Origin of the sequence: Paraconexibacter sp. (assembly GCF_041602235.1) — a bacterium.
GTDB lineage: Bacteria > Actinomycetota > Thermoleophilia > Solirubrobacterales > Solirubrobacteraceae > Paraconexibacter.
The window spans coordinates 1-20,846 of the sequence record NZ_JBFIGP010000041.1 but is presented as its reverse complement, the minus strand read 5'-3'; the positions used below and the strand labels follow the sequence as shown (position 1 = coordinate 20,846).

Genomic DNA, 20,846 nt, shown 5'->3' with positions numbered 1-20,846 from the left:
GGCGAGGACGGACGGACGTCTGTCGGGAGGGGCAGGAGGTCATGCGAGAGTCGCCGGGCACGGCACGGCGCGGCGGCGACCGTAGCAGCGGGAAACCCGCCGTTTTGCAGGATCACTTGCAGCGGGAAGGACCTCGCCCCAGGGGGTCGACGGCGGTGCGCGTCGCGGTGCACGCGCGCGCCGGCTCCACCGGGCTCCCCGGCGATCAAGCGATGATCATGGACTGCGGGTCCTGCGGGTCGACCTTGACCGGGACTTCCTTGCCGGGCTGGAAGTGCGGGATCGCCACCATCGCGAGGGTCTGACGCACGGTCGCCGCGTACGGCGCGCCGCCGCCCACCGTCACCTGGAGGTCGAGGTCGCACTCGGGGTTCTCGTTGACGAACGTGCCCGTCTGGCGGATCGCGGTGATCGTCGCCGTCCCGGGCACGCCGACCTGCGTGAGGTGCATGACCTTCTGCTGGTAGCCGGCCATGCCGTCGAGCGTCTGGCTCATCTGCGCCATGCCGTCGCGGGCCATGCGCATGCTGCCGCCGAGGCCCTTGTACTCGGCCGGGGTCATGGCGTCGGCCTGCTTCTTGACGTTCTTGAGGTCCTTGAAGAAGCCCATGAAGGTGATCTCCGGGTGGTTGGGGGGTGGGACACCGACCATCGCATCCGGCACGGGCGCGCTCAAGCCCGCGAGACCGGATCGAGACCGCGGCTCAGGACCGCACGTGCGGCGTCAGGAACGCCAGCGGCACCGGAAGGCCGGCCTCCCGACGGACCGTGACGATCCGGCGGCCGGGTTGCACGGCCTCCTTCGGGGCTCCGACCAACTGCGGGCCGAGGTCGGTCGCCAGCGCGTCGACGTCGGGTACCACGGCGACGAGTCCCCAGAAGCGCGCGCTCCCGTCGTCCTGCGGAACGTTCCCGACCACCTCGAGGATCACCTCGCCCAGCCGGTAGAAGCCCTGCCGCAGCGGGTGCTCGGGCGTCCCGGCGTCCCGTACGCGCCGCAGGTCCATCCCGGTGGCGCTCAGCGCCGTGAGCGTGCGGTCGAGATCCGGCGTCATGACCACGACGTGGTCCAGGTGGGTGGTCCCGTTCGGGTGCTCCGGACCACGGGGCGTCTGCGCGGCGGCCTCGGTGACACGCCGGGTGGTGAGCCCGTCGATGTCCTGCGGGACCTCGCCGGTGAGCGTCCACGCCAGGATGCCGCGCTCCTGCGTCTCACCCGTGAACGCGAGCGCGACGTCCCCGATCCGCAGCAGATCCGGGGAGCTGGCGGTGAAGCCCAGCCGCTCCCACGGCCCCGCCTCGCCGGACACGTCGAGCTGGACGATGCGGGTCACGTCAGCACCGCCTCGTCCTCGGCGCTGCCGGTGCGGGTCACCAGGCGCGTGTACAGGCCGCCGGCGGTCAGGAGCTCCTCGTGGGTCCCGCGTTCGGCCAGCACGCCCTGGTCGAGGACCGCGATCTGGTCGGCGTCGCGCACGGTCGAGAGCCTATGCGCGATCGCGATGGTCGTGCGTCCCTCGGAGAGGCTCTCGAGCGCCTCCTGGACCATCCTCTCCGTCTCGCTGTCGAGGGCGCTGGTGGCCTCGTCGAGCACGAGCACGGGCGGGTTGCGCAGGATCGTCCGGGCGATCGCGATCCGCTGCTTCTCCCCTCCGCTGAACCGGTAGCCGCGTTCGCCCACCACCGTGTCGTAGCCGTCGGGCAGCGACGCGATCAGGTGGTGGATGCGGGCGGCCTTCGCCGCCGCCACGAGCTCCTCGTCCGTCGCGTCGGGTGCGGCGAACCGCAGGTTCTCGGCGATGGACGCGTGGAACAGGTAGGTCTCCTGCGACACGATGCCGACGGTCCGGGCGAGGGACGCGAAGCTCAGGTCGCGGACGTCGACCCCGTCGATGGACACGCTGCCCTCCTGGGCGTCGTAGAGCCGGGCGACGAGATACCCGAGGGTGGTCTTGCCCGACCCGGTCTCCCCCACGATCGCCAGCGTGGAGCCGGGGGGCACGTCCAGGGTGACGTCGTCGATCGTGCGACGCCCTCCGTCGTAGCTGAACACGACGTGCTCGAACCGGACGTGCCCGCGTACCGGGGTGCCGTCGCCCCCGAGGTCGACCGGTGTGCGCGCCTCGTCGATGTCGACGTCCAGGTCGAGGTACTCGAAGATCCGGTGGAAGAGCGCCAGCGAGCTGAGCACGTCGACCGTGACGGCCAGCAGCGACTGGATCGGGAAGAACAGCCGCGTCTGCAGCTGCGTGAACGCGACCAGGGTCCCGATCGTGATCGTGGCGGAGCCGGAGGAGAGCGACTGCCCGGCGAACCAGTAGACGAGCGCCGGCATGATCGCGAAGCTCATCTGGACGCTCGCCATGCGCCAGCGGCCGGCCATCCGCGCGCGGACCTCGAGGTCGGCGAGCTCGGCGGACTCGCGCTCGAAGCGCTCGGCGAGCTCCGGGCTGCGCCCCATGGTCTTGCCGAGCAGGATGCCGCTGACGCTCAGCGACTCCTGGATCAGCGAGCTCATGTCGGCCATGCGGCTCTGGCGCACGGCGGTGATCCGCTTGCGTTCCTGCCCGACCCGTCGGGTGAGTCCCACGAAGAACGGCAGCAGCGCGAAGCTGAAGGCCGCGAGACGCCAGTCCAGCAGGATCATCGCGATCGTCACGGCGATCACCGTCGTGATGTTGGAGACCAGGGACGTCGCGGTGTTGGTGACGACGTTCTGGACCCCCCCGATGTCGTTCGCGATGCGCGACTGCACCTCGCCCGTGCGCGTGCGCGTGAAGAAGGCCAGCGACAGGCGCTGCAGGTGGCGGTAGACGGCCGAGCGCAGATCGTGCATGACCTGCTGGCCGACGACGTTCGACAGCCACGTCTGCACCACGCCGAGCGCGCCGGTGACGATCGCGATGGCCACCATCCCGCCCACGAGCCAGCTCAGGAGCGCCGTGTCGTTCTCGGGGATCGCCGTGTCGAGGATCTCGCGCAGGAGGAAGGGCGAGACCATGCCGAGGCCGGCGGAGAGCGCGATGAGCCCCAGGACCGTGCCGAGGCGCGCCCGGTAGGGCGCGAAGAGCACGGCGATCCGCCGCAGCTCCCCGCGGTCGGGCCGGACGGGCCGCCCCTTCCCGTCGACGGGTGGCGCGGGTGCGGGGTGGGGATCGGGATGCGACATCGACCGGTCGAGTCTGTCATAAATGCTTGAGGCCCTCAACTAATGGGCCGCCGGGGCGATGCGCCCGGCAGGCCTGTCGGGCTGGCTAAGGTCGTTCGATGGCGCAGGATCCACCGTCCGAGGAGCCCCGCGGTCCACGGGACGGCGGCGACGTCCGCGCCACGTTCGCGGGGTTCACCGTGCGGCAGGACGACGGCCCGCCCCCACCCGACCCCCGGATCCGCCGTGCGCTGATCGCGGGAGCCGCGCTCGCGGTGCTCGGTACCGCCGTCGTGGTCGCGGTGCTGCTCTCGCAGAAGTCCGAGCGCGAGGCGCGCGAGGCGACCGCCCTGCGGCGGGCCGTCGCCGCCGAGCGCGTCCGGCTCACGCGCCTGCAGGCCCCGCACCCGGGAGCCGCCACGCACCTGCGACCGCCGTCCGGGGTGTCGCCGTCGGTGCAGCGGACGGCCCGTGCCCGGCTCGTCGGCGCGGTGGAGGCCGCGATCACGGCCGATGCGCGCGCCAGGGTGCGGGCGGGCGAGATCGACGGCCCCATCCTCGGCACGGAGTGCGGTCCGATCGCCCGACGCCCGGACGCCGTTCCCGACGACCGCGACCTCACCCGGACCGTCGGGCGCTACGACTGCGTGGCCGTCCGGCGCGACGTCGCCCAGGACGGGCGGAGCGTCGGACGGCTCGGGTACCCGTTCGTCGCCGCCCTCGACTTCCGCCGCTTCACGTTCGTGCACTGCCGCAACACGCCGCCGCAGGGGGAGCGCGGCTCGACGCTGGTCGTGGTGCGCCTCGACCGGCGCTGCCTGGCCGCGACGGGCAAGGCCCTCGGAACCGGCTACGTCGACGAGGACGACGGGCGCGGCGCGGTGGCCCCCTAGCGCCGTGGCTACTTGCGCTTGGGGCGGTTCTTCTTGCGCGCCTGGCGCTGCGTGCGCTGCTTGCTCTTGCGCTTGCGATGCTCCGCGCGCCGGTGCTCCGGATCCCCGGCGGCGACCCGTCCCGGGTGCAGCTCCTCCTCGGTGACGGGCCTGCGGCGGCGCGCGTCCATCACCACGGCGAGCCCGATCCCGAAGAGCAGGACGAACCCGGCCGCGAAGATGAGCGCCTCCTGCCAGCCCTCGAGACCCTCGCTGTCGGGGTCCGCGAGGTTCGCGGGCTCCGGGGCCACCTGCTCCGGCGGCACGAGCGGCTGCGGCGGCGTGAACGGATTGGACTGCGCGAGCGCCACCGGTGCGGGCACACCCAGCAACAGCAGCGCGGTGATCAGGACGGCGAGCGGATTCCTCATGCGCCCGGAAGTCTGCCGTCTCGACGGCGAGCGAGCATCGCGCAGCCCGCGGCGAGTCCGGCGTTGAAGACGCCGGCGAACCACAGGCCCTGCTTCGCGTACGGGCGCCGTACGGCCGGCGAGGCGCTCCACACGACGTCGGTCAGGACCTCGGTCCCGCGCAGCCAGGCCAACGCCCACCAGTCCTGGGGCTCGTCCCGGACCGCGGCGACCGCGTGCGCCGCGGCGAACGTGAGCCAGATCGGACCGCAGCGCCGGAACAGCTGCCGGGCGTCGTCGGAGGGCGGGTCGTGGCCGATCAGGCGCAGGGTCGTGTCGGGCGCCAGGAGCGCACCGGTCCCGAGCGCCAGGTCGAACCCGATCATCGACCGGTTGGTCAGGCGCACCACGTTCTCGGCAGCGGACATGACGCGGACGCTACCCGGCGGTGCCCGGGCGCGTGGGTGACGCCGCTCCGGGCGGGCCCCCTCGGACGGCCTCCCGGTACATTCAGCCACATGGCCAAGCAGCGGCAGGTCCGGATCGAGCAGAAGAGCGCCCTCGCCCAGATGCAGGCGCTCGAGACCCGTAGCGACGAGGAGCTCATGCGGGAGCAGAAGTACAAGTCCGCCGCGCTGGCCATCCTCGGCGCCCGGGCCGCCGAGCGTTACGACCCGGTCACTGCCCGGAAGTACTTCCAGCAGGCCGTGTCGGCGGCCCGCCCGCAGGAGCGCATGCAGCTGCGCCGCATGGCCGACGCGTCGATCGCGATGGCCGAGCGCAAGCCCGACGAGCTGAAGGCCGCGATGGAGCGACTCGGCCAGGAGGCCCCGTCCCGGCGCCAGCTCTTCCTGCTGCGCCTCGCGGGTCTGCTGGCCCCCGCGCCCGGGGCGCCGCGCTCGGCCCGCATCCGCGGTGTGTTCCTGATCATCCTGCTGATCGTCGCGCTCCTGGTCATCGGATTCCTCCTCGCGGAGCTCCTGATGCTGCCGTTCGGGGGCATCTCCACCGCCGGCGCGTTCTTCCTCGGGATGCTGCTCGTGGCCCTCATCCTCGGCGGTCTGACGATGTTCGGCCGCCGCAAGCAGAAGAAGGCCATCGCGGCCCGCACCGCCGGAGCCTCACCGCCGACGAAGGGCTGACGCGCGGCCGTGTGCGGCCGGTACACCCTCGCGGGACCCGATCCGAGCCAGGTCCGGGAGCGGTTCGCGCTGGGTCCGGAGGTCGAGGTCCGGCGCCGCTGGAACGTGGCTCCCCAGGACGACGTCGTCGCCGTCAGGACCGATCGCGACGGCCGTCGCCGCGGGGACCTGCTGCGCTGGGGTCTCGTGCCGTTCTGGGCCGAGGACCCGCGCGTGGGCGCGCGCATGATCAACGCCCGTGCCGAGACGGTCGCGGAGAAACCCGCGTTCCGCGACGCGCTGCGGGGCCGTCGCTGTCTCATCGCCGCGGACGGGTTCTACGAGTGGCAACCGCGGCCCGACCGGCCCCGCAAGCAGCCGTTCCACATCACCCGGACCGATGGTGCGCCGTTCGCGTTCGCGGGCATCTGGGCCTCCTGGCGCCCGAAGGGAGCAGCCGACGAGGTCGAGCCGCTGCGCACCTGCTCGATCATCACCACGGCCGCGAACGCGCGGATCGCCGACATCCACGACCGCATGCCGGTGATCCTCCTCCCGCAGGACGAGGCGGCGTGGCTCGACACCGACGCCGAGGTCGGTGACGTCCTGCCGCTGCTCCGTCCGCTCCCGGACGGGCTGACCGCCCGACGCGAGGTCGGCTACGCGGTCAACGACGCGCGCCACGACGCGCCCGACTGCCTGGACCCGCCGCAGCCGGAGCCGCAGGGAGCGTTGTTCGACTGACGCGGGCGCGTCGTCGGCTCAGGAGACCTTCAGCGTCGCCTTGGAGATCACGACAGGGGTCTGCGGGACGTCGTTCGGGCCGACCGGCACCTGCTCGATCGTCTCGACGGTGTCGAGGCCCTTGGTGACCTTCCCGGCCACGGCGTACTCCGGCGGCAGTCCGGCGTCATCGCCGCTGACGACGAAGAACTGGCTGCCCGACGTGCCGGGATCCTCGATCTGGGTCTTGGCCATCGCCACGACGCCCTTGGTGTAGGTCGCCGAGGACTTCGGGGACTCGACCACGCTGTAGCCTGGCCCGCCCTGGCCGTCGCCGAGCGGATCTCCGCCCTGGATCACGAACCCGGGGACTATCCGGTGGAAGGTCAGCCCGTCGTAGAACCCGCTCTTCACCAGCGCGGCCATCGAGGCGCTCGTCTTCGGCGAGTTCTTCACGTCCAGGCGGACCGAGAACGACCCGCAGTTCGTCGCGAAGGTGACCGTGTAGGTCTTCGCGGGGTCCAACCCCTCGGAGGGCGCCTCGAGGCGCTGCTCGCCCTTGGGGTCCGGGGCCTCCACGGCCTTGCACCCCTCCGCCGTCACGGTCTCGGCGCCGCCCTCCTCGGGTGTGGTCCCGGCGGGCGCGGTCGTCGTGCCGTCGGTGGCCGCGGTCGAGGACGGCGTGCCCTCGATGGTCGAGTCGTCCCCGCAGGCGGCGAGCGCGAGGATCGGGATGGTGAGCAGGACGGTCAGGAATCGGCGCACAGCGCGCGAGGATACCCTCACTCGCCGTGTCGCTCTCCCCCCTGCTCACCCGGTACGACCACGTGCTGCTCGACCTCGACGGTTGCGTGCGCATCGGCAAGGAGCCCACGCCGCGTGCCGTGGAGGCCGTCGACGCGCTGCGCAACGCCGGCAAGCGGGTGGCCTTCGTCACCAACGACTCGGCGCTGAGCGAGGAGGCGCTGGTCCGGTCCCTGTGGGCCATGGGCCTGCGGGCGGCCGTCGAGGACGTCGTCACGGTCGGCGGGGCGATCCAGTTCACCCTCGCGCAGCGGCCGCAGTGGCGCACGGCGTTCGTGATCGGACCGACCGCCATCTGGGACCACGTGCAGGACGCCGGGACGCGCATCGTCAACGGCACCACGGAGGTGGCCGACGTCGTCGTGGTGACCGGGGCGCGGTCCCTCGGCTTCGAGGACCTCAAGGGAGCCACCCAGGCGGTGCTCGCCGGGGCGGCATTGCTGAGCGGCGGCCGGGACAGGACGTTCCCGATGCCGGACGGCCCGTGGCCCGGTACGGGCGCGGTGACCGCCGCCATCGAGTGGGCGACCGAGCGCGAGGCCGAGATCGTCGGCAAGCCCGACCCGCAGATCTTCCGGACCGCGCTGGACCGTCTGGGCCCCGGTCGGGCCCTGATGGTCGGGGACAGGCTCGACAGCGACCTCGCGGGAGCCCACGCCGCGGGCATCGACGGGGCGATCGTCCTGACCGGCGTGAGCACGAGGGAGCAGGCCCAGACCGCGCGGGCGCCCGCGCCCGTGGCGATCGCCGACACCCTCGCCGACCTGGTGCTGGCGTCGTGAGCACGGCTTCCGAGGCGCGATCAGGGAAGATCTCCGCCGTGTCACGCCGGATCATGCTCATCACCAACCCCACCTCCGGTGGCGGTCGCGCGCTGAAGCTCCTGCCGTCGGTCGAAGCCCGGCTGCGCGAGCTCGGGGTGACCGTGCGCACCGAACGGACCACCAGCCTGGAGCACGGCGCCGCACTCGCCCGTGAGGCCGCCGCCGCGGACGAGATCGCGGTCGCGCTCAGCGGTGACGGCCTGGTCGGGACGGTCGCCGGCGCGCTGCGCGGCCTCCCCGACGGGGTCATGGGCGTCATCCCGGGCGGGCGCGGCAACGACTTCTGCCGGTCGGCCGGTATCCCGCTGGACCCCTTCGAGGCGTGCGAGGTCATCGCCCGCGGCGTGCCGCGACCCATCGATCTCGGGGACGTCGACGGACGGACCTTCATCGGGATCGCGTCCCTGGGCTTCGACTCCGACGCCAACCGGATCGCCAACGAGGCACCCGCGCGTCTGGGCAACCTCGTCTACGTGTACGGGGCGCTGCGGGCGCTGCTGGCCTGGTCTCCCGCGCGGTTCACCATCGAGGTGGACGGCGCGTCCCGCACGTTCACGGGCTGGAGCGTCGCCGCGGCGAACGCCAACGCGTACGGCGGCGGGATGTTCCTGGCCCCCGACGCGAGCCTGCAGGACGGCCTCCTTGACGTGGTGACGACCGCCGACTCGTCCAAGCTGAGGTTCGCGACGTCGCTGCCCAAGGTCTTCAAGGGCAGCCACGTCGAGGAGTCCAGCGTCGACGTGGTGCGCGGGCGTGAGGTCCGCATCAGCGCCGACCGGCCGTTCACCGTGTACGCGGACGGCGACCCGATCGGCGAGCTCCCGGTCGTCGTGAAGGCGGTACCCGCCGCGCTGCGCGTGCTGCTCCCCGACGGCCAGGTGCCATGAGCGACGCCCTGCTGCGGGCGAAGATCGGCGCCGCCCGCGCTTCCGGGGCCCTGTCGCGCCTGGCGGGACGTGGCGGCACCAGCCTGCCCGGCAAGGTGCTCCTGCGGCTGCAGCCGGACGCGATCACCCGTCTGTCGCGCCGCCTGGAGCGCGGGAGCGCGGTCATCTCGGCGACGAACGGGAAGACCACGACGGCGGCGATGGCCGCCTCGATCCTCGAGGGCTCCGGGGCGACGCTCGTCCACAACCGTGCCGGGGCCAACATGGCGGGAGGCGTGGCGGCGACGCTGATGGACGCGGCGCGCAGCCGACGACGGCTGACCGGCGACACCGGCCTGTTCGAGGTGGACGAGTTCTGGCTGGACGGCGTGGTGCCGCAACTGAGGCCCCGGGTCCTCCTCCTCGCGAACCTGTTCCGCGACCAGCTCGACCGCTACGGGGAGCTCGAGACGATCGCCGACCGCTGGGCGGACCTCGTCGGTCGTATCCCGGAGACCCACCTCGTGCTGAACGCGGACGATCCGCTGGTGGCGGACCTCGGGCGCCACCGTGACGGCGACGGGAACGCTCTCGCCGGACCAGGGGTCACCTACTTCGGCGTCGAGGACCCCAGCGCGGCGCGCGACGGGCTGCAGCACGCATCGGACTCCACGACCTGCCGGCGGTGCGGAGCCGACTACGTCTACGACCTCGTCTACCTGGGGCATCTCGGGCACTACCACTGCGATTCGTGCGGTGCGCGCCGCCCGACCCCCGGCCTCAGCGCCCGCGACGTGGTGCTCGACGGTGTCCGTGGCGCCCGGTTCCGACTCGTCGCGCCGGAGGGCGACGTGGCGATCACCCTGCCGCTCCCGGGGCTCTACAACGTGTACAACGCGCTGGCCGCGGCCGCGCTGACACGGGCGCTCGGGGCGACGCTCCCCGAGGTCGCCGCCGGCCTCGCGTCCGTGGGCGCCGCGTTCGGCCGCGCCGAGACGGTGACGATCGCCGGTCGGGAGACCACGCTGATGCTGGTCAAGAACCCCGCGGGCGCCAACGAGGTCCTCCACACCCTGGCCCTCGAGCCCGGGGAGCACGACCTCCTCGCGGTCCTCAACGACAACATCGCCGATGGCCGCGACGTCAGCTGGGTCTGGGACGCCGACTTCGAGGTGCTCGCCCCGCAGGTCCGGCGTGCCACCTGCTCCGGCACGCGCGCCGCGGAAATGGCCCTGCGCCTGAAGTACGCGGGCGTGCCCACGGATCGGATCACGGTCGTCGGCGACCTCTCGAAGGGACTCGATGCCGCCGTCGCCGGTGGCTCGGGTCGCCTGTTCGCCCTCCCCACGTACACGGCGATGCTGGCGCTCCGCGAGGAGCTCGTGCACCGCGGGGTGACCGGGAGCAGCTTCGGATGAGCGCGGTCATGGACCCGGCCCCCGACCCGCTCGTCCTCTGGCACGACCTGGAGTGCGGCGGCTACCACGTCGACCTGCCGCTCTGGCGCGAGCTCGCCGAGCAGGCGCAGGGAGCCGTCCTCGACGTCGGCGCGGGCACCGGCAGGATCACGCTGGACCTCGCGTCCCGCGGGGTCGACGTGACGGCACTCGATCTCGACCCGGTCCTGCTCGACGCGTTGCGCCGCCGAGCGACCGAGCGCGGACTGCGGGTGACGACGCTCACCGCCGATGCGTCGTCGTTCACCATCCCCGGGGCGCGGTTCGGGCTCGTGATCGTCCCCATGCAGACGCTGCAGCTCCTTCCCGGGCCGCGCGCCCGCGCCGGGTTCCTGCGCAGCGCGCGCGCGGTCCTCGCCGCGGGCGGGATCGTCGCGGTCGCACTGGCGGACGCCCTCGACGCGTTCGACGCCGAGCACACCGAGCCGCCGCTGCCCGACATGCGGGAGATCGACGGCGTGGTGTACGCGAGCCGCCCGATCTCGGTCCGGGACCTCGGAGACCGGGTGGCGATAGATCGCCTGCGGGAGACGGTCGACGCCGGCGGCCGCCGCACCGTGGTCGGCAACACGGTCGTGCTCTCGGTCATCGACGCGGCCGGGCTCGCCGCCGAGGCCGTCGCGCTCGGCTACGAGCCGCTGGTGCCGCGCCGGGTTCCGCAGACCGACGAGTACGTGGGCTCGCAGGTGGTGATCCTCCGTGCCTGACCGCACCCTGCGCGTGTGCGCGCTCTACCCGGACCTGATGAACATCTACGCGGACCGGGGCAACCTGCTCCTGCTCGAACGGCGGTGCACCTGGCGCGGCATGGGGTTCGAGCTCGTCGGGGTCGGCCTCGGCGAGGAGATCGACCCGGACGCCCACGATCTGCTCTACCTCGGCGGCGGGCAGGACCGTGACCAGCAACTCGTCGCCGCGGACCTGGCGACCCGCAAGCGCGACGCCGTCCACGCCCACGCGGCCCGCGGCGGCGCGATCCTGGCCGTCTGCGGGGGGTACCAGCTGCTCGGTCACAGCTACGAGCTGGCCGACGAGCGCGTGCCCGGCGTGGGCCTGCTCGACCTGGAGACCGTGCGTCACGACGGCCCGCGGCTCATCGGCAACGTGGCGATCGAGGTCGACCTGCCCGGGACCGGGGGTCCGCGTGTCCTGGCCGGGTTCGAGAACCACGGCGGCCGCACGCATCTCGGTCCGGGCGTCAGGCCGCTGGGCCGCGTGCTGAAGGGGCACGGCAACACCGGCTCGTCCGGGCACGAGGGCGCGGTCCAGGGTGCGGTGGTGGGCACCTACCTGCACGGTCCGCTCCTGCCGAAGAACGCGTGGTTCGCGGACTGGCTGGTGCGGCAGGCGCTCGCACTCGACGTGGGGTTGCCTCCGCTCGACGACGCCCTCGAGGACGCCGCGCACGCGGGAGCCCGCACGGCCGCCGGGCTCTGATCGCGCGACCGCACGGGTTCTTCGCTGAAGGTCGCATTTTTCTGTGCGACGCGGGGTAGGCTGTGCGCCTCCGACCCTGAGAGGGAGCATGAGCGGCTCGCCGACCGCGCACCATCGCGCGGCAACCCTGGAGTTCCGTCACGCCAGCAAGCGGTACCCCCGGGCGACCGAAGCGGCGATCGAGGACCTCAGCCTCGAGATCCCCGCTGGGGAGATCTGCGTGCTCGTCGGTCCGTCCGGGTGCGGCAAGACCACCGCCATGCGCATGGTCAACCGCATGATCGAGATGAGCGGCGGCGACATCCTCCTCGACGGCCGGTCGATCAGCGAGCGCCGCCCGGCGGAGCTCCGTCGCGAGATCGGGTACGCGATCCAGCAGATCGGCCTGTTCCCGCACCAGACCGTGGCCGACAACATCGCGACGGTCCCGCGCCTCCTGGGCTGGGAGCGCGATCGCATCGCCCGCCGGGTCGACGAGTTGCTGGAGCTCACCGGGCTCGATCCTCAGGAGATGCGCGAGCGCTACCCGGCCCAGCTGTCGGGCGGCCAGCGTCAGCGCATCGGCGTCGCCCGCGCCCTCGCGGCCGATCCGCCGCTGATGCTGATGGACGAGCCGTTCGGCGCGGTGGACCCCATCAACCGGGAGCGGCTGCAGAACGAGTTCCTGCGGCTGCAGGCGGAGATCGGCAAGACGATCGTGTTCGTGACGCACGACATCGACGAGGCGATCAAGATGGGCGACCGGATCGCGGTCCTGCAGAAAGGCGGCGTCCTGGCGCAGTTCGCCACGCCCGCTGACCTGCTGATGACGCCGGCCAGCCCGTTCGTGGAGGACTTCGTCGGGGCCGACCGTGCGCTCAAGCGCCTGGCCCTGCAACGCGTCCGGGACATCGACCTGTGGCGGGCCCCGATCGTCCGGGTCGGCGAGCCGGTCCACCGGGCGCGCGCCGCGATCGCGGACTCCGACCTGCCCTTCCCCCTTCTCGTCGACGCCGAGAGCCGTCCGGTCGGCTGGCTGAGCGAGCGGGGCCTGCTCGGCGAGCGCGTCACCCCGGAGCTGCGCTCGCGCGCCACCCCGACCGTGGAGCTCGACGACATCCTCAGGGACGCCTTGTCGGACCTGCTGACGCACGAGACCCAGTACGGGCCGGTCGTCGACGCGCAGGGCCGCATCGCGGGGGTGCTGAGCGTCGAGGTGATCTCCCACGCCCTGGCCGCCCCCGCCTCGGAGGTCCCCAGCCCGACGGAGCGGCTCGAGTGAGCGTCGTGACGCTGGCCCAGGTGCAGCTCCGCGACCGTTCGGCGGGATCGTGCGAGCAGCGCAACGGATTCTGCCCGGACTGGATCGCCGACAACTGGACGAACTACGTCGACCCGACCGTGCGGCACGCGCTCCTGGTCGCCCTCGCCGTGCTGTTCGGCTTCGCGATCGCCTTCGGCCTCGCGCTGCTGGCCCACCGTCGCCGGGTGCTGGTCGCCCCGATCACCGCGGTCACGGGAGTCCTGTACACGATCCCGAGCCTCGCGCTCTTCCTCGTGCTGCTGCCGATCACCGGTCGCGGCATCACCACGGGGGTCGTCGCGCTGACCGCGTTCACGCTGCTGATCATCTTCCGCAACATCATGCTCGGGCTCGACAACGTCCCGGCCGATGCTCGCGACGCCGCCACCGGCATGGGGATGACCGATCGCCAGGTGCTCTGGCGTGTCGAGCTGCCCCTCGCCGTTCCGGAGATCGTCGCGGGCCTGCGGGTGGCCGCGACCACGACGGTCGGCCTGGCCGCCCTCGCGTTCTTCGCCGGCGCCGGGGGCCTCGGCGGAGAGATCTACAGCGACCTGACCTTCAAGAGCAACATCGTCGTCGCCGGTGGGCTGTGCCTGCTGCTGGCGGGTCTGTTCGACGCGCTGTTCGTCCTGATCGAGCGGCTGATGACGCGATGGCGCCGGGCGGTGCCCGCATGAGCCAGTTCGGCGACGCCATCGACTTCATCTTCACCAGCCGGGAGTCGCGGACCGGCGGCGTGCAGATCGGTGGCTCCCAGATGCTCGACCTGCTCTGGAAGCATCTCGAGCTGAGCGCGGTCTCGATCGCCCTGGCGATCCTCGTCGCCGTGCCCCTCGGCCTGGCCATCGGGCACACCGGGCGCGGAGCGTTCTTCGCCCAGTTCGTGGCCAACGCCGGTCGCGCGGTGCCGAGCCTCGCCCTGATCGCGTTCTTCGTCGCGTACATCGGTGTGGGCTTCACGAACGTCACCCTCGCCCTGGTGCTCCTCGGGATCCCGCCGATCCTGGGGAACACCTACGTCGGCGTGCGGCAGGTCGACCCCGACATGGTCGACGCCGCCCGCGGCATGGGCCTGACCGAGCTGCAGGTCCTTGGCCGCGTGGAGCTGCCCCTGGCGGTGCCCACGATCTTCGGGGGCATCCGCAACTCGGTCATCAACATCGTCGCGACCGCCACCATCGCCCCGCTTGCCGGCGTCGTGACGCTCGGCGACCCGATCATCAACGCCTCGGTCTACGGCGATGCGGGACGCCTCGGCGCGGCGATCGTCGTGGCCGTCCTGGCGATCGCCAGCGAGATCATCTTCGCGGCGCTGCAGCGCCGAGTGACCCCCCGCGGCATCCGTCCGGAACGCCGTCGTCGCATGCTTCGTCCATCGAGTAGGAAGGTGCCGGTAACCCCATGACCACCACAGCAACCCGTCGGCTGCTCGCCGCGCTGCTCGCCGTCTTCGCCGTCCTGGCGATCTCGGCGTGCGGAGATGACTCCGACAACGGGTCCGCGGCCCAGTCGACGTCACCCACGGAGACCGCAGCGGGCAGCAGCACGGCGATCGTCGCCAACCCGGCGAACGCGTCCGTCCCGGAGATCACCATCGCGTCGAAGAACTTCACCGAGCAGTTCATCCTCGGTGAGATCTACGCCCAGGCTCTCGAGGCCGCCGGCTACAAGGTCAAGAAGCAGCTCAACCTCGGCTCGGAGCAGATCGCGTTCAAGGCGATCAAGCAGGGAGACGTCGACGCCTACCCGGAGTACACCGGGACCGCCCTGACGTCGTTCTTCGACGTCAAGACCGACGACATCCCCAAGGACGAGCAGCAGGCCTACGAGCGGACGAAGCAGGGGTTCGCGGAGAGCGAGTTGACCGCGCTGCCCCCGACGCCGTTCACGGACTCCAATGCCGTCGGGATGACCAAGAAGCGTGCCGACGAGCTGGGGATCAAGACGATCAGCGACCTCGCCGACAAGAGCGCGGACCTGACGATGTCGGGCTCACCGGAGTGCCGTCAGCGCACCGACTGCCTTCTCGGCATCGAGAAGACCTACGGCGCGAAGTTCAAGAAGTACGTCCCCGTGGACCTCGCGCTGCGTCATGAGGTGCTGACCAAGGGGCAGGCCGATGCCTCGATCGTGTTCAGCACCGACGGGCAGATCGTCCAGCAGGACCTCGTCGTCCTCGAGGATGACAAGGAGCTGTTCCCGCCCTACAACGTGACGCTCGTCGTCCGCGACGAGGTGCTCGAGGCGGCGGGGCCCGACCTGGCGAAGGTCGTCGAGCAGGTGCAGGCGGGGCTGTCGACCGAGGTGATGCAGGAGCTCAACTCCCGCGTGGACCTCGACAAGCAGAAGCCCGACGTGGTCGCCAAGGCGTACCTGACCGAGTCCGGGTTCCTGGAGTAGCCGCCTGGGAACGACGCCGCTCAGCGGACGCCGCTGGAGCCGAAGCCGCCCGCGCCGCGGGCGGTTTCGTCCAGCCCCTCGCTTTCGACGACCTCGACGAGTGCCGGGGTGATGAGCACGAGCTGCGCGATCCGGTCGCCGGGCTCCCAGGTGAACGGGTGCTCGCGATCGGTGTTCAGGAGCAGGACCCGCAGCTCACCGCGGTAGTCCTCGTCGATCAGCCCGGGCGCGTTGACCAGGGCCACGCCGGAGCGGGCCGCCAGGCCGCTGCGGGGCAGCACGAGGCCGGCGTGGCCCGGCGGCAGGCCGATCGCGATGCCGGTGCGGACCATCGCACGCGCCCCCGGCTCCAGCACGCCACCGTCGAGGGCGCGCAGGTCGTACCCGGCGTCGGTGGCGTGGGCGCGCTCGGGCAGGCGGGCGCGAGGATCCAGGCGCTGGACCCGCAGCATCAGGCCGGGGTCGGCGCCGACCAGCGCTGGAAGCGCTCGGCGATCGCAGCGGGCAGCCGTGCCCGGATGCGGACACCGTCGGCGGTGTCCTCGCGTTCGAGGTCGCCTGCGAGCTCATGGAGCTCGGCGAGGCGCGCGCCCTCCTGGTAGGGGACGAGCAGCTCGACGGTGCGCAGGGTCCGCTCGAACTCCTGGGCGATCCGCTCGGTGAGCGCCTCGACGCCCTCGCCGGTCTGCGCGCTGACGAGGACCGCGTCGGGATGCCGGAACGTGAGCTCCGCCCTGCGTTCCGGGGACATGGCGTCGGCCTTGTTGAGCACCAGCAGGCGCGGCCGGTCGCCCGCGCCGATCTCCTCGAGCACGTCCTCCACGGCCTTCAGCATGAGGAGCATCTCGTCCTCCTCCACGGAGCCGTCGACGACGTGGAGGACCAGATCCGCCAGCCGCGTCTCGTCGAGGGTGGCGCCGAACGCCTGGACGAGCTGGTGCGGGAGCTTGCGGATGAACCCGACGGTGTCGGTGAACAGGTAGGGCCGGCCGGCGAGCTTGGTGGTGCGCGTGGTGGGGTCGAGCGTGTGGAAGAGACGGTCCCGCACGCCGACGCCCGAGCCCGTCAGCTGGTTGAGCAGCGTCGACTTGCCGGCGTTCGTGTACCCGGCGAGGGCCACCTGCGGGAGGTGGGCGCGGTCGCGCTCGGCGCGCATGGTCGCCCGGGAGCCCTTGACCTCCTCGAGCCGGCGCTTGAGGGCGGCCATGCGGGTGCGAGCCAGGCGCCGGTCGGTCTCGATCTGCGACTCGCCGGGTCCACGCGTGGCGAAGCCGCCGCTCGACACGCCGCCGAGGCGTTCGAGGTGCGTCCACAGGCCCCGCATGCGGGCCATGTTGTACTGCAGCTGGGCGAGCTCGACCTGGAGCTTGCCCTCGGCGCTGTTCGCGTGCGCCGCGAAGATGTCGAGGATCGTCGCCGTGCGGTCGACGACCGGGATGCCGACGGCCTCCTCGAGGTTGCGCTCCTGCCGGGCGGTGAGCTCGTCGTCGCAGGCGATGAGGTTGGCGTCGGCGGCCTTCGCCAGCGCCTTGACCTCCTCGAGCTTGCCGGGACCGAGGTAGGTGTTGGGGTGCGGCTTCTCCCGGTGCTGGACCGCCTGTCCGACCACGGCCACGCCCGCCGTGCGCAGGAGCTCCCGGAGCTCGGAGAGATCCTCCCCTTCCTCGAGGGCCGCGATGCAGAAGGCGCGCTGCTTGGCCCGGAACGTCGGGTCGTCGCCGTGGTGCGCGGCCGTTGGGGTCGCTCTTCCGTTGCGGTTGCGTTCCATCGAGTTCCCATAGCGTCGCATACGCGTGCGGGTCCGGTGACGGGCCGGCCGATCGCCCGTCGGATTACCTAGGCAGCACCTAGGCGTACAACCGCTCGCGCCGCTACGCTCGAACCGATGCGCCTCCCCCTCGTCCTCCTGCTCGCGGCGGCCGCCCTCACCGGGTGCGGCGACGCGACGTCGGACGGGTCGGACGACGTCCGGCTCCGGGTCTCCGCCGCGACCTCGCTGAAGGTGGCCTTCACGGCCTACGGACCCGCGCTGCGCGGCGCCGACGTCAGCTTCAGCTTCGCCGGCTCCGACCAGCTCGCGGGACAGATCCGCAGCGGCGTGCGTCCCGACGTGTTCGCGGCGGCCAACGCGGAGCTGCCGCAGGCCCTGCACGCAGAGGGCCTCGTCGAGCGACCGGTCGCCTTCGCACGTAACCGGCTCGTCCTCGCCGTGCCGGCGGACGGAAGCCGGGTGACCGATGTGGGAGACCTCGACGCACCCGGCGTGCGGCTGGCGATCGGCGCTCAGGGGGTCCCGATCGGCGACTACGCGCGCGCCGTCATCGGACGGCTCGGCCCCGCGAGCGCGGCGGCGATCCTGGCGCGGGTCCGCAGCGAGGAACCCGATGTCGGCGGGATCGTCGGCAAGGTCGCCGCCGGAGCGGTCGACGCGGGCTTCGTCTACGCGACCGACGTGAAGGCAGCGGGCGGACGACTGCGAGCACTCGCCCTCCCGGACCGGCTCCAGCCCGAGGTCGTGTACGCGGCCGCGGTCGTCCGGGGCGCGTCGCAACCGGCGGCCGGACGGGCGTTCATCAGCGGCCTGCGTGGCGGTGCCGGCGCCGCGGCGCTGCGTTCGGCCGGATTCCTCCCGGTGCCGTAGCGATGCGCCTGCGTGCCCCATCCCCCTTCCCCCTGGTCGCCGGCGTCGCGCTCGCGATCGTCCTGGCGTTCCTGGCGATCCCCCTGGTGGCGGTCTTCGTCGACGTCCCCCCCGGCGACCTGCTCCGCGCGCTGGACGACCCCAGCGCACGCGACGCGCTGCGGCTGTCGCTGGAGACCTCGCTCATGGCCCTCGGCCTGATCATCGCGCTCGGCACCCCGGCGGCGTGGCTGCTGGCCACCCGCCGGTTCCGCGGCCGCGCCGTGCTCCTGACCCTCGTCGAGCTGCCGCTCGTCGTTCCCCCGGCGGTCGCCGGCATCGCCCTGCTCGCCGCGCTCGGGCCCCAGGGGCTGTTCGGCGGGGCCCTGGCGGACCTCGGCATCGAGCTCGTCCTGCAGCGGGCCGGCGTCGTGGTCGCGCTGACCTTCGTCGCGAGCCCCTTCTACATCCGGCAGGCGGTCGCGGCGTTCGAGTCCGTCGACCGTCGCCTGCTGGAGGCGGCACGGACCCTCGGGGCGGGCGAGGCCCGGACGTTCCTGCGCGTCGCCGTGCCCCTGGCGCGTCCGGGCCTGCTCGCCGGAGCCGCGCTGGCCTGGGGCCGCGCCCTCGGGGAGTTCGGCGCGACCCTGATGTTCGCCGGATCGTTCCGCGGTGTGACGCAGACCGCCTCCCTGGCGATCTACGAGCGGTTCGCCACCGACTTCACCGCGGCCCTGGCCCTCTCGGCGGTGCTCGTCGCTGCGAGCGCCGCGATCCTGCTGATGACCAAGCTCGCGATGGTCGGCTCGGAGGAGCTCCACGGTGCTCAGCGCTGAGATCCGTCGCGCGGTGCGGGACGTCACGCTCGACGTGCGCCTGGACGCGCGCCCCGGTCGCCCGCTCGTGCTGGTCGGCCCGTCCGGGGCCGGCAAGACGACGCTGCTGCGGATGATCGCCGGACTGCTGCGACCGGACGCCGGGCGGATCAGCTGCGCCGGCGCCGTCTGGTTCGACGACGGCAGCGGCATCGACCTGCGGCCCGAGCAGCGCCGGTGCGCGCTGCTGCACCAGGACGACACGCTCTTCCCGCACCTGCGGGCCTGGCGCAACGTCGCGTTCGGCCTCCACGGTCGCGCGCCGCGCGAGCGGCACGCCCGCGCGCTCGACGTGCTCGGCCAGCTCGGCGTGGAGCGCCTCGCGGACGCCTACCCGCGGGCGCTGAGCGGCGGGGAGCGACGGCGCGTGGCCCTCGCCCGGGCCCTGGCCGCGGAGCCCCCGGCGCTCCTGCTCGACGAGCCGTTCACCGGGTTGGACGACGCCGCCCGCGAGGACGCGCGCGCCGCGGTGCGCGCGGCCGTCGCGCTGGCGGAGGTCCCGGTGATCCTCGTCACGCACGACCTCGCCGACGCCAGGGCGCTCGACGCCGACGTGCTCGCGCTCGCGGACGGGCGCCTGACCTCCCCCGAAGCGGCCTGACCCGGGGATACTCCTCCCGTGAGCGGCGAGCACATCCCCATCGGGACCGCAGCGACCGCGCTGGGGGTCAGCATCGACACGCTGCGGCGGTGGGAGCGCGCCGGCCGGGCGACGTTCGGGCGCGAGGGCAGCCGGCGCGTGATGGCCGCCGACGAGCTCGCCCGCCTGCTGCGGGAGCGGGCCTCGAGCGCCCCGGCGCGGACCAGCGCCCGCAACCGGCTGCGGGGCGTCGTCGTCGCCGTCGAGCGCGACGGCGTGATGGCGAAGGTGGATCTCGCGTGTGGACCGTTCCGCATCGTCTCCCTGATGTCGCGGGAGGCGGCCGACGAGCTCGGGCTCGCGCCGGGGGTGACCGCGTCGGCGGTCGTGAAGGCCACGACGGTCGTGGTCGAGCGCTGATCCGGGCCGGTGGGTCAGGCCAGCGTGGCGCGTTCCGGCGGTGGCAGCTTCTCGTAGCTGGGCGCCAGCTCCGCGACCGGCAGCACGATCACGCCCTCCCGGGGATCCCCGACCCAGGATCCCGTCCCCTCCGCCAGCGTGTAGGCGGCGTAGGCCGCGGCGCAGGCGTCGAGCTCGTCCAGGGTACGGTGCCAGAGGCCCCCGTCCTCGTCGATGATCCGACGCAGCTTCAGTGCGGCGATCCGCTGCTGCAGCCCCCACGGCGTGCGCTTGGGCGACGGCCGGTGCCCGAGGAGCGCGCAGAACACGGCGTCCGGGTAGGTCTCGACGACCCGGCCGTTGCGGACCGCCCCGTCGCCCACGGGCGCGGAGACCACGCCCGCCGTGTCCGGCCGGTAGACCCCAAGGTCCGCCAGCGCGTCGAAGAGCGCGAACCCCTGCGTCATCCAGGTCTCCCACTGCGACAGGGCCTGCCCCATCGCGGGCACGGGGTAGAGCGGCAGGCGGCGCTGGAACAGCAGGGCGTCGCAGACCCGTGAGCGTTCGTAGCGCCCCGCCGGCAGGGCCAGCTGATCACGCAGCGGCTCCCCGGGCGCCAGCAGGTCGAGCCGCGGCCCCGACGGCGCGTCGATGCCCACGACCACGCCGCCACGTCCGAACCCGAGGACCGTCCGGACAACGGCATCGACGTCACCCGGCGCGTAGAACGTCGCGACGAGCTCGGTCTGGCCGTCCGTCCCCCGACGCTCGTGCAGGGTCACGAGCTGTTGGTTGGACGCCTTCGCCGATACGTCGATCCCGCAGTACCTCATCGCCCGCCAACGATAGTGCCCAGCGGTCGCGCCGCCGCACCACGCCCTGTCGATTAGGGTTCGACGCGTGTCCCCGGCTGCGTCCGATGCCCAGCTCGGTGAGCGTCTCGCCGCCAGGACCCTCGAGCTGATCGACATCCCGTCCGAGTCGCGGGAGGAGCAGCCGCTCGCCGACCATGTGTGCGCCCTCCT

The 20,846-nt window shown here is 72.7% G+C and carries 25 protein-coding genes; 16 read left to right on the top strand and 9 right to left on the bottom strand.

Annotation, left to right across the window (positions count from 1 at the left end; genetic code table 11):
- Positions 1 to 205: 205 nt before the first annotated feature.
- The 3 genes from ABYE80_RS05590 to ABYE80_RS05580 are packed head-to-tail and all read right to left on the bottom strand — an operon-like array spanning position 206 to position 3,169.
- Entirely contained in the window at positions 206 to 664 is a 459-nt protein-coding gene (locus ABYE80_RS05590; RefSeq protein WP_372789275.1) for a hypothetical protein, read from the bottom strand.
- A 40-nt stretch (positions 665 to 704) separates the two neighbouring features.
- A complete protein-coding gene (locus ABYE80_RS05585; protein ID WP_372789274.1) occupies positions 705 to 1,334 on the bottom strand; it encodes a VOC family protein in 630 nt (209 codons plus the stop codon).
- The gene (locus tag ABYE80_RS05580) at positions 1,331 to 3,169 is read right to left on the bottom strand and encodes an ABC transporter ATP-binding protein (RefSeq protein ID WP_372789273.1); all 1,839 of its coding nucleotides are present in this window, start codon (positions 3,167 to 3,169) and stop codon (positions 1,331 to 1,333) included. The genes ABYE80_RS05585 and ABYE80_RS05580 overlap by 4 nt, the downstream gene beginning before the upstream one ends.
- A 98-nt stretch (positions 3,170 to 3,267) precedes the next feature.
- Here ABYE80_RS05580 and ABYE80_RS05575 point away from each other — a divergent pair, with 98 nt between their 5' ends.
- Positions 3,268 to 4,041, top strand: coding sequence for a hypothetical protein (locus ABYE80_RS05575; RefSeq protein WP_372789272.1), 774 nt, complete (start codon positions 3,268 to 3,270; stop codon positions 4,039 to 4,041).
- An 8-nt stretch (positions 4,042 to 4,049) separates the two neighbouring features.
- Here ABYE80_RS05575 and ABYE80_RS05570 read toward each other — a convergent pair whose 3' ends face one another.
- Together ABYE80_RS05570 and ABYE80_RS05565 are read right to left on the bottom strand one after the other, a co-directional pair.
- Positions 4,050 to 4,451 (bottom strand): hypothetical protein, encoded by a 402-nt coding sequence (locus ABYE80_RS05570; protein WP_372789271.1) that lies wholly within the window; start codon positions 4,449 to 4,451, stop codon positions 4,050 to 4,052.
- A complete protein-coding gene (locus tag ABYE80_RS05565) occupies positions 4,448 to 4,858 on the bottom strand; it encodes a hypothetical protein (RefSeq protein WP_372789270.1) in 411 nt (136 codons plus the stop codon). The genes ABYE80_RS05570 and ABYE80_RS05565 overlap by 4 nt, the downstream gene beginning before the upstream one ends.
- A gap of 90 nt (positions 4,859 to 4,948) precedes the next feature.
- On the opposite strand from ABYE80_RS05565, the gene ABYE80_RS05560 reads away from it, so the two are divergent.
- On the top strand, positions 4,949 to 5,572 hold the full coding sequence (locus ABYE80_RS05560) for a hypothetical protein (RefSeq protein ID WP_372789269.1): 624 nt from the start codon (positions 4,949 to 4,951) through the stop codon (positions 5,570 to 5,572).
- Between the two features lie 9 nt (positions 5,573 to 5,581).
- Positions 5,582 to 6,295 carry an SOS response-associated peptidase gene (locus ABYE80_RS05555; protein WP_372789268.1) on the top strand — a complete coding sequence of 238 codons (714 nt, stop codon included), beginning with the start codon at positions 5,582 to 5,584 and terminating at the stop codon, positions 6,293 to 6,295.
- Between the two features lie 18 nt (positions 6,296 to 6,313).
- Here ABYE80_RS05555 and ABYE80_RS05550 read toward each other — a convergent pair whose 3' ends face one another.
- Entirely contained in the window at positions 6,314 to 7,039 is a 726-nt protein-coding gene (locus tag ABYE80_RS05550; RefSeq protein WP_372789267.1) for a peptidylprolyl isomerase, read from the bottom strand.
- A gap of 26 nt (positions 7,040 to 7,065) precedes the next feature.
- On the opposite strand from ABYE80_RS05550, the gene ABYE80_RS05545 reads away from it, so the two are divergent.
- The 9 genes from ABYE80_RS05545 to ABYE80_RS05505 all read left to right on the top strand — a co-directional run bounded on the left by ABYE80_RS05545 (position 7,066) and on the right by ABYE80_RS05505 (position 15,347).
- Positions 7,066 to 7,860, top strand: a complete 795-nt coding sequence (locus ABYE80_RS05545; protein ID WP_372789266.1) for an HAD-IIA family hydrolase — start codon at positions 7,066 to 7,068, stop codon at positions 7,858 to 7,860.
- Positions 7,857 to 8,789 (top strand): diacylglycerol kinase family protein, encoded by a 933-nt coding sequence (locus ABYE80_RS05540; RefSeq protein WP_372789265.1) that lies wholly within the window; start codon positions 7,857 to 7,859, stop codon positions 8,787 to 8,789. The genes ABYE80_RS05545 and ABYE80_RS05540 overlap by 4 nt, the downstream gene beginning before the upstream one ends.
- Positions 8,786 to 10,186: a MurT ligase domain-containing protein gene (locus tag ABYE80_RS05535; protein WP_372789264.1), complete on the top strand. Its 1,401-nt coding sequence runs from the start codon at positions 8,786 to 8,788 to the stop codon at positions 10,184 to 10,186. Before ABYE80_RS05540 ends, ABYE80_RS05535 begins: the two co-directional genes overlap by 4 nt.
- The gene (locus ABYE80_RS05530) at positions 10,183 to 10,932 is read left to right on the top strand and encodes a class I SAM-dependent methyltransferase (protein ID WP_372789263.1); all 750 of its coding nucleotides are present in this window, start codon (positions 10,183 to 10,185) and stop codon (positions 10,930 to 10,932) included. Before ABYE80_RS05535 ends, ABYE80_RS05530 begins: the two co-directional genes overlap by 4 nt.
- The gene (locus tag ABYE80_RS05525; protein ID WP_372789262.1) at positions 10,925 to 11,662 is read left to right on the top strand and encodes a type 1 glutamine amidotransferase; all 738 of its coding nucleotides are present in this window, start codon (positions 10,925 to 10,927) and stop codon (positions 11,660 to 11,662) included. The genes ABYE80_RS05530 and ABYE80_RS05525 overlap by 8 nt, the downstream gene beginning before the upstream one ends.
- 88 nt (positions 11,663 to 11,750) lie before the next feature.
- Complete coding sequence (locus tag ABYE80_RS05520) at positions 11,751 to 12,923, top strand: ABC transporter ATP-binding protein (protein ID WP_372789261.1); 1,173 nt, start codon at positions 11,751 to 11,753, stop codon at positions 12,921 to 12,923.
- Positions 12,920 to 13,624: an ABC transporter permease gene (locus tag ABYE80_RS05515; RefSeq protein WP_372789260.1), complete on the top strand. Its 705-nt coding sequence runs from the start codon at positions 12,920 to 12,922 to the stop codon at positions 13,622 to 13,624. Before ABYE80_RS05520 ends, ABYE80_RS05515 begins: the two co-directional genes overlap by 4 nt.
- Entirely contained in the window at positions 13,621 to 14,352 is a 732-nt protein-coding gene (locus ABYE80_RS05510) for an ABC transporter permease (protein ID WP_372789259.1), read from the top strand. The genes ABYE80_RS05515 and ABYE80_RS05510 overlap by 4 nt, the downstream gene beginning before the upstream one ends.
- A complete protein-coding gene (locus ABYE80_RS05505) occupies positions 14,349 to 15,347 on the top strand; it encodes a glycine betaine ABC transporter substrate-binding protein (RefSeq protein ID WP_372789258.1) in 999 nt (332 codons plus the stop codon). The genes ABYE80_RS05510 and ABYE80_RS05505 overlap by 4 nt, the downstream gene beginning before the upstream one ends.
- 20 nt (positions 15,348 to 15,367) lie before the next feature.
- Here the strand turns inward: ABYE80_RS05505 and dut are convergent, their stop codons facing one another.
- A complete protein-coding gene (gene dut / locus ABYE80_RS05500; RefSeq protein ID WP_372789257.1) occupies positions 15,368 to 15,799 on the bottom strand; it encodes a dUTP diphosphatase in 432 nt (143 codons plus the stop codon).
- Positions 15,799 to 17,115, bottom strand: coding sequence for a GTPase HflX (gene hflX / locus ABYE80_RS05495; protein WP_372789256.1), 1,317 nt, complete (start codon positions 17,113 to 17,115; stop codon positions 15,799 to 15,801). The genes dut and hflX overlap by 1 nt, the downstream gene beginning before the upstream one ends.
- Positions 17,116 to 17,232: 117 nt before the next feature.
- Between hflX and modA the strand changes: the two genes are divergently transcribed.
- From modA to ABYE80_RS05475, 4 genes are read left to right on the top strand one after another with little or no spacing between them, the layout of a single operon-like run.
- Positions 17,233 to 17,988, top strand: a complete 756-nt coding sequence (gene modA / locus ABYE80_RS05490; RefSeq protein ID WP_372789255.1) for a molybdate ABC transporter substrate-binding protein — start codon at positions 17,233 to 17,235, stop codon at positions 17,986 to 17,988.
- Positions 17,989 to 17,990: 2 nt separating this feature from the next.
- A complete protein-coding gene (locus ABYE80_RS05485; protein ID WP_372789254.1) occupies positions 17,991 to 18,803 on the top strand; it encodes an ABC transporter permease in 813 nt (270 codons plus the stop codon).
- Entirely contained in the window at positions 18,790 to 19,443 is a 654-nt protein-coding gene (locus ABYE80_RS05480; protein WP_372789253.1) for an ATP-binding cassette domain-containing protein, read from the top strand. The genes ABYE80_RS05485 and ABYE80_RS05480 overlap by 14 nt, the downstream gene beginning before the upstream one ends.
- Before the next feature lie 18 nt (positions 19,444 to 19,461).
- The gene (locus ABYE80_RS05475) at positions 19,462 to 19,842 is read left to right on the top strand and encodes a molybdopterin-binding protein (protein ID WP_372789252.1); all 381 of its coding nucleotides are present in this window, start codon (positions 19,462 to 19,464) and stop codon (positions 19,840 to 19,842) included.
- A gap of 14 nt (positions 19,843 to 19,856) precedes the next feature.
- On the opposite strand, the gene ABYE80_RS05470 is transcribed toward ABYE80_RS05475, so the two are convergent.
- A complete protein-coding gene (locus ABYE80_RS05470) occupies positions 19,857 to 20,654 on the bottom strand; it encodes a DUF429 domain-containing protein (RefSeq protein WP_372789251.1) in 798 nt (265 codons plus the stop codon).
- Positions 20,655 to 20,846 lie beyond the last annotated feature (192 nt).